At 68.8% G+C, this 12,576-nt stretch carries 13 protein-coding genes; 8 read left to right on the forward strand and 5 right to left on the reverse strand.

The window, feature by feature from the left end:
• The first annotated feature begins 2 nt into the window (after window positions 1–2).
• Entirely contained in the window at window positions 3–458 is a 456-nt protein-coding gene (locus ACK4JY_RS00755) for an opioid growth factor receptor-related protein (RefSeq protein WP_409602193.1), read from the forward strand.
• Window positions 459–461: 3 nt separating this feature from the next.
• Here the strand turns inward: ACK4JY_RS00755 and ACK4JY_RS00760 are convergent, their stop codons facing one another.
• The 3 genes from ACK4JY_RS00760 to ACK4JY_RS00770 all read right to left on the reverse strand — a co-directional run bounded on the left by ACK4JY_RS00760 (window position 462) and on the right by ACK4JY_RS00770 (window position 2,624).
• Window positions 462–854, reverse strand: coding sequence for a hypothetical protein (locus ACK4JY_RS00760; RefSeq protein WP_409602195.1), 393 nt, complete (start codon window positions 852–854; stop codon window positions 462–464).
• Window positions 855–965: 111 nt separating this feature from the next.
• Entirely contained in the window at window positions 966–1,493 is a 528-nt protein-coding gene (locus ACK4JY_RS00765) for a thermonuclease family protein (protein ID WP_409602197.1), read from the reverse strand.
• A 126-nt stretch (window positions 1,494–1,619) separates the two neighbouring features.
• Window positions 1,620–2,624 carry a DNA topoisomerase IB gene (locus ACK4JY_RS00770; RefSeq protein WP_409602199.1) on the reverse strand — a complete coding sequence of 335 codons (1,005 nt, stop codon included), beginning with the start codon at window positions 2,622–2,624 and terminating at the stop codon, window positions 1,620–1,622.
• A gap of 187 nt (window positions 2,625–2,811) precedes the next feature.
• Between ACK4JY_RS00770 and rlmJ the strand changes: the two genes are divergently transcribed.
• The 3 genes from rlmJ to ACK4JY_RS00785 all read left to right on the forward strand — a co-directional run bounded on the left by rlmJ (window position 2,812) and on the right by ACK4JY_RS00785 (window position 6,926).
• Complete coding sequence (gene rlmJ, locus ACK4JY_RS00775; protein WP_409602201.1) at window positions 2,812–3,648, forward strand: 23S rRNA (adenine(2030)-N(6))-methyltransferase RlmJ; 837 nt, start codon at window positions 2,812–2,814, stop codon at window positions 3,646–3,648.
• Entirely contained in the window at window positions 3,645–4,349 is a 705-nt protein-coding gene (locus ACK4JY_RS00780) for a glutamine amidotransferase-related protein (protein WP_409602202.1), read from the forward strand. Before rlmJ ends, ACK4JY_RS00780 begins: the two co-directional genes overlap by 4 nt.
• 93 nt (window positions 4,350–4,442) lie before the next feature.
• Window positions 4,443–6,926, forward strand: a complete 2,484-nt coding sequence (locus ACK4JY_RS00785; RefSeq protein WP_409602370.1) for an ATP-binding protein — start codon at window positions 4,443–4,445, stop codon at window positions 6,924–6,926.
• Between the two features lie 4 nt (window positions 6,927–6,930).
• Here ACK4JY_RS00785 and hemF read toward each other — a convergent pair whose 3' ends face one another.
• Window positions 6,931–7,806 (reverse strand): oxygen-dependent coproporphyrinogen oxidase, encoded by an 876-nt coding sequence (gene hemF / locus ACK4JY_RS00790; RefSeq protein WP_409602204.1) that lies wholly within the window; start codon window positions 7,804–7,806, stop codon window positions 6,931–6,933.
• A gap of 422 nt (window positions 7,807–8,228) precedes the next feature.
• On the opposite strand from hemF, the gene ACK4JY_RS00795 reads away from it, so the two are divergent.
• The gene (locus ACK4JY_RS00795; protein ID WP_409602206.1) at window positions 8,229–9,476 is read left to right on the forward strand and encodes a dipeptidase; all 1,248 of its coding nucleotides are present in this window, start codon (window positions 8,229–8,231) and stop codon (window positions 9,474–9,476) included.
• Window positions 9,473–10,060 (forward strand): NUDIX domain-containing protein, encoded by a 588-nt coding sequence (locus ACK4JY_RS00800; protein ID WP_409602208.1) that lies wholly within the window; start codon window positions 9,473–9,475, stop codon window positions 10,058–10,060. The genes ACK4JY_RS00795 and ACK4JY_RS00800 overlap by 4 nt, the downstream gene beginning before the upstream one ends.
• On the opposite strand, the gene ACK4JY_RS00805 is transcribed toward ACK4JY_RS00800, so the two are convergent.
• Window positions 10,057–10,500, reverse strand: a complete 444-nt coding sequence (locus ACK4JY_RS00805; protein ID WP_409602210.1) for a tRNA (cytidine(34)-2'-O)-methyltransferase — start codon at window positions 10,498–10,500, stop codon at window positions 10,057–10,059. The two genes, ACK4JY_RS00800 and ACK4JY_RS00805, sit on opposite strands and share 4 nt — an antisense overlap.
• 196 nt (window positions 10,501–10,696) lie before the next feature.
• Here ACK4JY_RS00805 and petA point away from each other — a divergent pair, with 196 nt between their 5' ends.
• Both petA and ACK4JY_RS00815 read left to right on the forward strand, forming a co-directional pair.
• Entirely contained in the window at window positions 10,697–11,233 is a 537-nt protein-coding gene (gene petA, locus ACK4JY_RS00810; RefSeq protein ID WP_409602212.1) for a ubiquinol-cytochrome c reductase iron-sulfur subunit, read from the forward strand.
• A 17-nt stretch (window positions 11,234–11,250) separates the two neighbouring features.
• Window positions 11,251–12,573: a cytochrome b gene (locus ACK4JY_RS00815; protein ID WP_409602214.1), complete on the forward strand. Its 1,323-nt coding sequence runs from the start codon at window positions 11,251–11,253 to the stop codon at window positions 12,571–12,573.
• The last annotated feature ends 3 nt before the right edge of the window (window positions 12,574–12,576 follow it).

A 12,576-nucleotide genomic window follows, 5' to 3' on the forward strand; every position in this document is an offset into this window, starting at 1 on the left:
CCATGGCCGCGCCGGGCGCCATCGTTGCCTTTCTGGAAGGCGAGGGCCCGGACGGCGTGGGGCGGACGCTGTTCGACGTCCTGGCCATGAACAACGTCGCCCTGGAGCAGACACACGACTACATTCAGTGGCTGTTCCCGCTGCCCGAGCCATCGCGGGCCGTACCGGACGCCCCGGTGCTGACGGACGACGAGGTGGAGGCCATCCGCGTCTCCGGCATGGCCCAGATCGCCCTCGCCGCGGCGACCGACAGGATGCAGGCCTTCTATCGCATGACCCACGACTGGCTGATGCCCAACGACCACAACCACCTGCGCATCACCCGGATCATCCGTTCGTTGCGATTGCTGGTCGGCGACGCCCAGGCCGACGCCTTCAAGGCCGACATCCTGTCGCGGGTGGAGACGACGCGGGCCCCGGTCAGCGCCCGCAGTCGCGGCTACTGGGCGACGGCCTGACGATCAGGCCGCGGCTGGTTCGGGCTTTTGCATCGTCGCCTTGAAGACGACGATGACGAACAGCAGCATCGACGTGACCAGCATGACTTCGGAGGCGATCATCGCCGGCATGAAGATCGGCCGCTGCAGGATCAGCAGGGTCAGCGACGGCATCAGGATCAGGAAACCGACGACCGACAGGCCGAAATGGGCCAGCGGCAGCCAGCCTCGCCCGGCCGCCGGGACAGCCCGGTAGAACAGGCCGAACAGCATCATCGAGGCGAAGCCCAGCAGGTTGACGTGGGCGTGCACAGGCCTGAGGGCGAAATCCTGGTTGGCGCCCATCCAGACGCCCAGCGACATGCCCACGAGGGCGGACAGCACGCCGAGGCGCAGAAAATTATTCGATACAAACATTGCGGACGGTCCCCACCGAGTTGAATGGCGCGCTCGTAGACCGTCGTTCCCCGAACACGCAAGTTACATCGCGGTTAGTCTGGGGGCGGCTTCGCGGCCCTCCGGCGGCGCCTAGCGCCTGCGCCACTGCTCGGGGCGGTCGAACGATCCGATCCACGCGCCGGCCGCGTCTTGCCGCGCCGCCAGTTCCTCGTCGACATAGTCCTGGCTGTAGCGACGATAGGCCAGCGCCATTCCCTCCACGACGAGGGCCCGGGCGATATCGACGCCGGCCTGTTCGCAGCGGCTGACCTTGCGGCCGTAGCGGTCAGTGTCGATCACCCGGCAGACCAGCCCCCGACCTTCGGCCCGTGACTTCAGCGCACGGGTCGCGGCGGCGCCGCAAGCCCACGGCCCCTGTGGGCCGTCGCATGTCTGGTTGCGTTCGAAGGCGTCGATGCCATGCAGGCGGACGCGCACCGCGCCCACGTCGAGGGTGTCGCCGTCGATGACGCGGCCGACGCCTTCCAACCGGTCCGCCGATGCCTCGACCCGGACCGGTTCAGCCTCGGCGTGGGCCGCGTCGGCGCCCGGCCGCAGGATCAGGACCACAGCCAGCACCATGCAGGCCAGCACCAGAGCCTCACTCAGGACCCCCACCCGGCTCCGCGGCCGGACCGCCTTCCGCGGGCGTCGTGCCCGGAGGGGGTAAATGCGTCGGGCCACCGTCTCACCTGTCGGTCATTCACCGTCAGGATCGCCGATCAACCTTTCCGGACCGTTGCCTCAGGCCGCGAGGACCCGGGCCAGGGCGCGCTCGAACCCGGCGGCTTCCGGGCCGGGGAGCGTCTTCCCGAGGCGACCGTCCTGGAACAGCTCGAACACGCGGGGATGCACATAGGAGGACCGGCACACCGTCGGGGTGTTGCCCAGCAGGCCCGCGACCGCCTTGACGCAGACGGTGATCTGCCGCTTCGCCGCGGTTGGCGAGGCCGGCGGCTCCACGTCGCGAAGGGCGCGTGCGGCGGAAACCGTTGCGGCCCAGGTGCGGAAGTCCTTGGCTGAAAACTGCTCGCCCATGGCCTCGCGGATGTAGGCGTTCACGTCGTCAGAGGTGACCACGCACAGGTCGCCGTCGGCGTCGCGATACTTGAACAGCTGCTGGCCCGGCAGGTCGCGCAGGCTGCGCACCATCGCCGCCAGCCGGCGGTCGCGGACGCGGACTTCGTGCTCGACCCCGCTCTTGCCCTTGAAGGCGAAGGTCAGGGCCGCGCCGTCGACGTCGAGGTGACGCTTGTGCAGGGTGGTCAGGCCGTATGAGCGGTTCTGCTTCGCATACTGGGCGTTGCCGACCCGGATCAGGGTCAGTTCCAGCAGGCGCACGGCGGTGGCCAGCACCTTTTCGCGCGAGACGCCGCGGCGGCCCAGATCGGCCTCGACCCGCTTGCGCAGCTTCGGCAGGGCCCGGGCGAAATCGGGCAGGCGATCGAACTTGGTCACGGCGGCGTGGGCGTGCCAGTCGGGGTGGTAGCGGTACTGCTTGCGGCCCTTGATATCGCGGCCGGTCGCCTGGATGTGCCCCGAGGCGCGCGGGCAGATCCAGACGTCGGTCCACGCCGGCGGAATGGCCAGCATGCGGAAGCGGTCCAGCGCCGCCTCATCGGTGACCGGCTCCCCCTTTCGGTCCAGATAGTGGAAGCCGTCGCCGGCGGGCATGCGCCGGAAACCCGGCCGCTCGTCGCTGCACCAGGTCAGGCCCTTGGGAATGTCGGCGGCGTCAGCGAGCGTCACGGGACCTCCCGCAAAGGGGCGCGCAAGCCCGGACCGGGCCAGACTTCGGCGTCAGGCGTATGGTCTGGATCGGAACGTGCGGAGGGGTCGGTCATCGAGGGCTTTCTTGCCGGTCTGCGCAAACGGCGGCGCGGGGCTGCGGTTCCGGGGCCCTTGACCGCGGCGCGGGGGCGGGTGAACAGCGGCCATGAACTATCGCCACAGCTTCCACGCCGGGAATTTCGCCGATCTCGTCAAACACGCCCTGGTCCTGTGGCTGCTGGAGCGACGCCAGACCTCGGGCCCGGTCACGGTGATCGACACCCACGCGGGAGCGGGGATCTACGATCTGAGCGGCGACGGGGCCCGTTCGAAAGAAGCCGAGGCGGGCGTCGCCCGGCTGATGGCCTCGGCCGACCGCCCGCCGACGGTCGAGGCGCTCGCGCGGGAAGTCGCCCGACTCAATCCGCATGGCGGGGCCAAACTCTATCCAGGTTCGCCCCTGTTGATCGCCGGCCGCCTGCGCCCGGTCGACCGCTACGTCGGCTTCGAGCTGAACCCACCTGTGCTCGACCTGCTGGAGCAGGCGCTGGAACCGTTTGCAGGCGCGTCCGCCCGCGGCGGCGACGGCTATGACCAGGTCAGGGGCGAGGCGACCCGGCAGGCCGGGGCCCTGGTCCTGATCGACCCGCCGTTCGAACAGCCGGACGACTACCGTCGCGCCGCCGACACGGGAACCGCGATCGTCTGCGCCGATCCCCGCGCCACGGTGGCGATCTGGACGCCGCTCAAGGACATGGAGACCTTCGACGGCTTCCTGCGCCGGCTCGATCAGTCCGGGGTCAAACGGGTGCTGGTGGCCGAGGCGCGGCTGCGCCCGCTGACCAATCCGATGAAGATGAACGGCTGCGCGGTGGTGGTGCTGAACCCGCCCACGGGCGCCGAGGCCGCGGCCTCCGAGATCTGCGGCTGGGTGGCGGAGCGGCTGGGCGAGGCCGGGGGCCGGTCCGAGGTCTGGATGGCCGGCGCGGGAGGCGGGGCATGACCCGGGTGGCGATCGTAAAGACCGGCGCGCCGCCTTCGGCCCTGGCCGCGCGGCACGGCGACTATCCCGCCATGTTCGGCGCCCTGCTGGGCGAGGGCCACGACATCGAGACGTTCGACGCCCAGGCGGGGGAATGGCCCGACGCCGCGGCCTTCGACGCCGCCATCATCACCGGCTCGCCCTCCGGCGTGTACGAGACGGATCCCTGGATCGGGCAGTTGCTGGACTGGATCCGCGACGCCAAGGGGCGGACAGGCCTCATCGGCGTCTGCTTCGGCCATCAGGCCATGGCCCAGGCGCTGGGCGGCCGGGTCGAGAAATCAGACCGGGGTTGGGGCGTCGGGCTGCATCGATACGAGGTCCGCTCTCTCGAGCCGTGGATGACGCCGCGCGCCGCGACGGTGGCCATTCCGGCCTCGCATCAGGACCAGGTGGTGGAGAAGCCCGCCGACGCGCGCGTCCTGCTGAGCAGCGACTTCACGCCTTTCGCCGGCCTCGCCTGGGACGCCGACGCGATCAGTTTTCAGGGCCATCCCGAGTTCACGCCAGCCTACGCCGCCGACCTGACCGGAGGGCGACGCGACAGGATCGGCGCGGTTGTGACCGACGCGGCGCTGGACAGCCTGACCGGTCCCGACGACCGCGCCCTGGTCGGCGAATGGGTTCGCCGGTTCATCGGGTCCTGCGCCGCCGGACGATAGTCCCGTCGCCGATCGGCGGACCGCTAAACCTTGCGCAACACATATGTGCGACGACCGGAGCATCACGCCGGGTTGCTCATGTCGCTTTTTCGTATGCTCGCGGTGAGCCTTGTATGGCTCGTCGCCCTGACCTTTGCGCCCCCGGGGGTTGCCCAGCCGCCCACCGATCCGGGCGACAGGACCGATGCGCGAGACCTCGCCCGGTTCGTGGAACGGCGCGCCGCCTCGACCGATTTCGCGGCCCTTGAGGCGTTCGGACTTGCGGCTGTTCAGCGTCAGGACCGCGAAGGCCTGAACCAGCTCTATCACGTCACCTGGACGATCCTGAACCAGGGCGAGTTCGACCGCGCGGCGGTCTGGAACCGTCGACTGCTCGAGGCCGCCCGGCGGCTGAAGGACGCCCGCTACGTCGATATCGCCCATCTCAACGACCTCACCGCCCGATACGATCAGGGCGACATCGGCGTGGCGTCCGAGATGCACCGGCTGGCGCGGGACGGGCGGGACTGGTTCGTGCGGGCGCACGCCGCCCGACTGGCGGCCATCTCGCTGGTCGACGAGGGCCGGATCGGCGAAGGACTGGATCTGCTGGGACGGGCCCAGGCGGATATTCCCGAAGGCGACGCCTTTGCGGCGACCGCGAGGGCCGGCATCTGGGAAGTGGCCGGGATGGGTCTGAAGGACCTGAACGATATCGACGGAGCGGTCGCGGCGTTTCGCAAATTCGAGATCGAGAACAGCAATCCCGCCTACCCCCGGCCGGACTTCGACAGCCTTTACAATCTGACGATGATGGCGGTGCGGGTTGGCGATGAGGCGCGCGCGGCGGAATACTACGCGGCCCACCATCGGTTGGCGGCGCGATCCGACCTGCCGTCGCTGGCCATTTTCGACGCCAGCCTGTGCGCCACGGTGGCCGATGCGCGCGGTGCGCCGCGGGATGTCCTGGCCTGCCTCGAGCCCTACGGCGAGAGCCTGGCCGGCGCCGCCTACCTTGCCGACAGGATGTTGCCCCTTCGGGCTATCGCCCGCGCCCGAACCGGCGAGACCGCGGCGGCGCGGCGCGACCTCGAGGCGTTGCGCCGGCTCGAGGGGGGCGGAACCAATATCGAGATCGATCACGTCGAGGCCGAGGTTCTGTTCGCAGAGGGGCGGACGGCTGAGGCCTTCCGGGCGCTGCGGGACCACATGCTCGAAAGCGAGATCGTCGCGGCGCGAAATTTCAGCGCCGGCATCCATCAGGTCACGGGGGACATGCAGCAGCAGCTGGCGGAGCGGCGGCGGCAGCTCGAGACGGCGCGGCACAACACCAATCTGCAGCGGGCGGTGATCGCCATCGCGGTCGTCTTCCTGGCGTTCTCCGTCGGGATGGTGATCTGGCTGATCCGCCAGGCGCGGCGGCTCAAGCTGGCGCAGCGGCGGGCCGAGGACGCCAACCGCGCCAAGAGCGAATTCCTCGCCAATATGAGCCATGAGATCCGCACGCCGCTGAACGGCGTGGTGTCGATGGCCGATTCCCTGACACGGCGACCGCTGGGGCCGCAGGAGCTGGAGATGGTCGAGCTGATCCGGTCGTCGGGGGTGACGCTGGAACGGCTGCTGTCGGACATTCTGGACAGCGCCCGGATCGAGTCGGGTCAGGTGGCGATCGAGCCCGCGCCGTTCGACCTCGAACAGACGGTCAGCGACATCGGGGCCCTGTGGCGCGTCAAGGCCGAGGACAAGGGTGTGGCGCTGGAGGTGGGTTTCGACCCGGCCCTGACAGGCATGGTGGAAGGCGATGCGGTGCGGCTGCGGCAGGTGCTGACCAATCTCGTCAGCAACGCCCTGAAGTTCACCGGCGAGGGCACGGTCCGGCTGGCCGTCGAGGCCGGGGCGCAAGACCGTGTCCTGTTCCGGGTCAGCGACACCGGCGTCGGCTTCGACAGGGAGCAGCGCAGCCGGATTTTCCACCGCTTCCAGCAGGCCGACGGCTCTATCACCCGCCGCTATGGCGGCACGGGGCTGGGGCTGGCCATTTCGACCGCCCTGGTCGATCTGATGGGCGGCGAACTGGACTGCGAGAGCCGCCCCGGGGAGGGCTCGATCTTCTGGTTCGAGATCCCCTTGCCGCGGGCGGAGCCGGCGGCGGGGCTGACGGCGGTCCTTGACGCCCCGCGCGACCTGAGCGACGCGCGACTGCGGGTGCTGCTGGCCGATGATCATCCCGCCAACCGCAAGGTCGTGGAGATCATGCTGGCGGCGACCGAGATGGAGCTGGTCGCGGTCGAGGACGGGAGCCAGGCGGTCGAGGCGTTCAAGGGTGGGAATTTTGACCTGGTGCTGATGGATATGCAGATGCCGGTGATGGACGGGCTGACGGCGACGGCGGCTATTCGCAGGCACGAAGCGAAGCACGGTCTGGGGCGGACGCCGGTGGTGATGCTGACCGCCAACGCCATGGCCGAGCATGTCGAGGCCGGGCGCGCCGCAGGGGCGGATGTGCACCTGGCAAAGCCGGTCACCATGGCCAGTCTGGTGGCGGCCGTCGGCGCGGCGCTGGAGCCGGCCCGCGAGGATGAGCGTCAGCTGGCCTGACGCCTCAGGGCCACTTCACCACGGGCGGCATTGAACTGAGGATCGACTCGACATTGCCGCCGGTCTTGAGCCCGAACATGGTGCCGCGGTCGTACAGCAGGTTGAACTCGACGTAGCGGCCGCGACGGATCAGCTGTTCCTCGCGCTCGTCCGCCGTCCACGGCTCGGCCATGCGGCGGGCGACGATCTGCGGATAGACCTGCAGGAACGCCTCGCCGACGTCGCGGGTGAAGGCGAAGTCGCGGGCCCGGTCGCCGCTGTCCAGATGGTCGTAGAAGATCCCGCCGGTGCCGCGATGCTCGTTGCGGTGGGGCAGGAAGAAATACTCGTCGCACCACGCCTTGAACCTCGCGTGCCATTCCGGGTCGTGGGCGTCGCAGGCGGCCTTCATGGCGGCGTGGAAGGCCAGGGTGTCGGGATGGTCCTGACGCCGGTCGAACCCGAGCACCGGGGTCAGGTCGGCGCCGCCGCCGAACCAGCCCCTGGTCGTGGCGATGAAGCGGGTGTTCATGTGAACGGCCGGGACGCGGGGGCTGACCGGGTGGGCGATCAGGCTGATGCCGGTGGCGAAGAAGCGCGGGTCCTCGGCGGCGCCCGGCACGCCCCTGGCATAGTCGGCGGGGAAGGTCCCGTGCACGGTCGAGACGTGGACGCCGACCTTTTCGAACAGGCGGCCGTGCATCATGCCCATGACGCCGCCGCCGCCCTCGGGCCGATCCCACGGGGTGCGGACGAAGCGCCCCGGTTCTCCGGGGAAGAGCTCGGCCGGGGCCGCGTCCTCCAGCGCCTCGAAGGCCGAATGGATCCGGTCGCGCAGGGTTTCGAACCAGGCGCGGGCCTCGGTCTTGTGTCGGGCGAGGGGATCGGAGGCGTCGGTCATGCGGCTCCTCTAGGCCGTCCGTCCGCGGGGGTGAAGCCCGGCCGTTCGTTGCGCGTAGCGGCGGCGGGCCAATGCGCCCGGCCCGAAGATTTACCCGGGTAAAACCGAAAAACACCGTCCAGATAGTCCAGATCGTCCGATGGGCGTTCGCGGGTAGATTCGATTGTCAAAGGCCGGGCGTCGCTTGCAGGCTGGTCAGTATAAACCCGGCGGTTCCTGCGGCGGGTTCATGACGCTGGGGCCGAGGGTCGGCGTAAGAATTCCAGTAGCTTGAGCCCGCAGATTGTGATGGCGGGCGGCGGATTTGCAGCGCAGCGACCGGGCGTCACGCCTGTCGCCGACACCGGCCGCGTCAGTGGTGGTCCGCCGTTGACGCGAGAGCCCGGTCTGCCACTGTCCGCCATCATCATCGGGAGGCCTTCATGATCCGCGCCGTTCTTCTGTCCACCGTCGCCGTGCTGGCGACGGCCGCTCCCGCAGCCGCCCAGGACGAGGCCGCGGCGCGGCGGATCCTTGAGCGGACGCCCCTGATCGACGGCCACAACGACCTGCCCTGGGCCCTGCGCCAGCAGCACGGCAACGACCCCCATGCGGTCGATCTGACCACCAATCTGGACGCCTCGACGGCGCTGCACACCGACATTCCGCGCCTGCGCGCCGGCGGCGTCGGCGGACAGTTCTGGTCGGTCTATGTCCCGGCCAGCCTGGAGCCGGTCGAGGCGGCCAAGGCGACCTTCGAACAGATCGACACGGTCAAGCGGCTGGTCGCCGCCCATCCCGACGTCTTTGAACTGGCGACGACCGCCGATGACGTCGAGCGCATCCACGCCGGCGGCAAGATCGCCTCGCTGATCGGCATGGAGGGCGGCTATTCGATCGACGACTCGCTGGGCCTGCTGCGCGAGTTCCATGACGCGGGGTCGCGCTATATGACGCTGACCCACTCAAAGACGACCTCATGGGCCGACAGCGCCACCGACGCGCCGAAATGGGGCGGGCTGAATGCGTTCGGCGAAGAGGTGGTCCGCGAGATGAACCGGATCGGCATGATGGTCGATCTGAGCCACGTCTCGGAGGAGACGATGCTGGACGCCATGCGGGTGTCGGAGGCGCCAGTGATCTTCTCCCACTCGTCGGCGCGGGCGGTGACCGACCATCCGCGCAATGTGCCCGACGCGGTGCTGCGTCAGATGGCCGAGGACGGCGGGGTGGTGATGGTCACCTTCGTGCCCGGCTTCGTGAATGCGGCCGACAACGACTGGATCAAGGCGGTCACGGCGGAGGGCGAGCGTCTCGGCGTGGACCTCAACGCCGCCGAGCCCGACCCGGCGATCCTGGCCTGGGTCGAGGCCAACCCGCGCCCGGCCACCACGCTGCAGCACGTCGTCGCCCACATCCAGCACGTCCGCGACGTCGCCGGGATCGATCACGTCGGCATCGGCGGCGACTTCGACGGCGTCGGCCGCCTGCCCGAGGGCGTCGAGGGGGTGGACGCCTATCCGCGCATCCTCGCCGCCTTGATGGCGAACGGCTGGAGCGAGGCGGACATCCGCAAGCTGGCGGGGGAGAATGTACTGCGGGTCATGCGCGCGGTCGAGGCGGCGGCGGCGGCGAAGGGCGGCGACCGGCCGAACCTGGCGAAGCTGCCAGAGGCCGGGGCGCCGGAGTGAGCGGGTCCGTCGCCGATCGGGTCCGCGTCCGCGAGATCAAGGTGCTGTCTGACAACTGGTACATCCTGCGCAAGGCCACGTTCGACTGGCGGCGCAACGACGGACAGTGGCAGACCCAGGAACGGGAGGCCTACGACCGCGGCGACGGGGTCGCGCTGCTGCCCTATAATCTGGCGACGCGGACGGTGATCCTGACGCGCCAGTTTCGCTATCCCGCCTTCTCCAACGGCCATGACGACCTTTTGACGGAGGCTCCGGCCGGTCTGCTGGACAAGGCCGACCCGGAGGCCCGCATCCGCGCCGAGGTCGAGGAGGAGATCGGCTACCGTCTCGGCGACATCCGCAAGGTCTTCGACTGCTTCATGAGCCCCGGCTCGGTGACGGAGCGGCTGCACCTGTTCGTCGGCGAATATGACGCCTCGATGCGGATCGGCGCCGGTGGGGGGCTGGAAGGCGAGGGGGAGGAGATCGATGTGGTCGAACTGGCCTTCGACGAGGCCATGGCGCAGGTGGCCGACGGCCGCATCCGCGACGCCAAGACGGTCATCCTGTTGCAGCACGCGGCGCTGACGGTGTTCGCCTAGACCCGGGTCTGCCGCAGCCCTTCCCACAGGGCGATGCCGGCGCTGACCGACAGGTTCAGCGAGCGGGCTTCCGGCCGCAGGGGAATCACCACCCGGGCGTCGGCGGCGTCATGGACGAAGTCCGGCGCGCCGGTGCTCTCGCTGCCGAACAGCAGGGTGTCGTCCGGCTGGAAACGGAAGGCGTCGAGCGGCGTCGCCCCCTTCGTCGTGAACAGGATCAGCCGGCCCGGCCCGCGATCGCGCCGGAACTCGTCCCAGCCGGGGTGGCGGATCATGTGCCCCAACGGGCCGTAGTCCAGCGCGGCGCGCTTCATCGCCCGGTCGTCGAGGCGGAAGCCGGTGGGTTCGATGATATGCAATTCAACGCCGAAACAGGCGCCCAGGCGGATGCAGGCGCCGACGTTCTGCGGAATGGCCGGTTGAAAAAGGGCGAGACGCATTCTAAGGCCCTCATACGCGTGGCCCGGGGGCTTGTCGCGGCTCGAATTGCGACCGTTTCTCAAGAGGCGGCAGCGACTTGCGGCGATGCGCCGCAAAGCCGGGCCGGGCCAGCTAACGGGGATTTCGCTAAAGGAACGACAGCGTTGAGACGGCGCGCCCGAGGGCGACGCCGCCAACGGCTCAGGAGACGAATCGGTGGCTGCAGACCAGGGCGACCTGACCTATCAGGATCCCAATCGTAGAGACTTCATCCACATCGCGGCCGGCGCCGCGGCGGTGGGGGCCGGGGCCATGGTCGTATGGCCGCTGATCAACTCGATGAACCCGGCCGCCGACACCCTGGCGCTGTCGACCATCGAGTTCGACCTGACCAAGGTCCAGGAGGGCCAGCAGGTCGTCATCAAATGGCAGGGCAAGCCGGTGTTCGTGCGCTATCGCACCCCGGCCGAGATCGAGCGCGCGCGCGCCGACGACCGCTCCGGCCTGAAGGATCCGCAGCCCGACGCCGAGCGCGTCAAGGCGGGTCACCAGCAGTATCTGGTCGTGATCGGCTCGTGCACCCACTTGGGCTGCGTGCCGACCTTCGGGGCGGGCGATTTCGGCGGGTGGTTCTGCCCCTGCCACGGCTCGCACTACGACACCTCGGGCCGTATCCGCAAAGGGCCGGCGCCGACGAACCTGGTCGTGCCGACCTATGAATACGTGTCCGACACCCGCGTGAAAATCGGCTGAGGACGGGCAAGAGAACGATGAGCGATCACGAATCCACCTACGTCCCCAAGACCGGCGTCGAGAAATGGCTCGACAGCCGGCTGCCGATCGTCCGCTTCGGCGCTGACTATATGTCGCTGCCGACCCCGAGGAACCTCAACTACTGGTGGACCTTCGGCGGCATTCTGGCGCTGTGCCTCGTGGTGCAGATCGCCTCGGGCGTCATCCTGGCCATGCACTATGTGCCGAACACCGAACTGGCCTTCGCCTCGGTCGAGCGCATCATGCGTGACGTGCCGGGCGGCGACATCATCCGCTACACCCACGCCAACGGGGCCTCGATGTTCTTCATCGCGGTCTACATCCACATGCTGCGCGGCCTTTACTACGGCTCGTACAAGGCGCCGCGCGAGATGATCTGGATCGTCGGCTGCGTGATCTTCTTCCTGATGATCGCCACCGCCTTCCTCGGCTACGTCCTGCCGTGGGGCCAGATGTCCTTCTGGGGCGCCGAGGTCATCACCAATCTGATCGGGGCGGTCCCGGTCGTCGGCGAGCCGATCCTGATCTGGCTGCGCGGCGGTCCGGCGATCGACAACGCCACGCTGAACCGCTTCTTCTCGCTGCACTATCTGCTGCCGTTCGTCATCGCCGGCTGCGTCGTGCTGCACCTGTGGGCCCTGCACCACGCGGGTCAGAACAATCCGGTCGGGATCCTGATCCCGAAGGACCGCCTGGCCAAGGACACGGTGCCGTTCCACCCGTATTTCACGGTCAAGGACGGCTTCGCCATCATCCTGTTCCTGATCCTGTTCGCCCTGTTCGTCTTCTTCATGCCGAACGCCCTGGGCCACGCCGACAACTATATTCCGGCCAACCCGCTGCAGACGCCGGCGCACATTGTGCCCGAGTGGTACATGCTGCCGTTCTACGCGATCCTGCGCGCCATCCCCGACAAGTTCGGCGGCGTGGTGGCGATGTTCGCGGCGATCGGAGTGCTGTTCGTCCTGCCGTGGCTGGACACGTCGAAGGTGCGTTCGATGCGCTACCGCCCGACGATGCGGACCTTCTTCATCTTCTTCGTCATCGTCGGCCTCGGCCTCGGCTGGTGCGGCGCCCAGCTGCCGGACGCGCCCGTGATCGGCTCGTTCCAGACCTTCATCCTGATCGACGGGGACCTGAACAGCTATCTGTGGCTGACGCGTTTCCTGACGCTCTACTACTTCGCCTTCTTCCTCGTGATCATGCCGGTCCTCGGTCTGCGCGAGACCCCGCTGCCGATCCCTGCAACCATCTCCGAACCGGTTCTGCCCACCGTGGACGCTCCGCTCGGCGCGGCCTCGATCGAGCACAAGGGCTGAGAC

The sequence above is a fragment of the Brevundimonas sp. genome (assembly GCF_046295595.1).
GTDB lineage: Bacteria > Pseudomonadota > Alphaproteobacteria > Caulobacterales > Caulobacteraceae > Brevundimonas.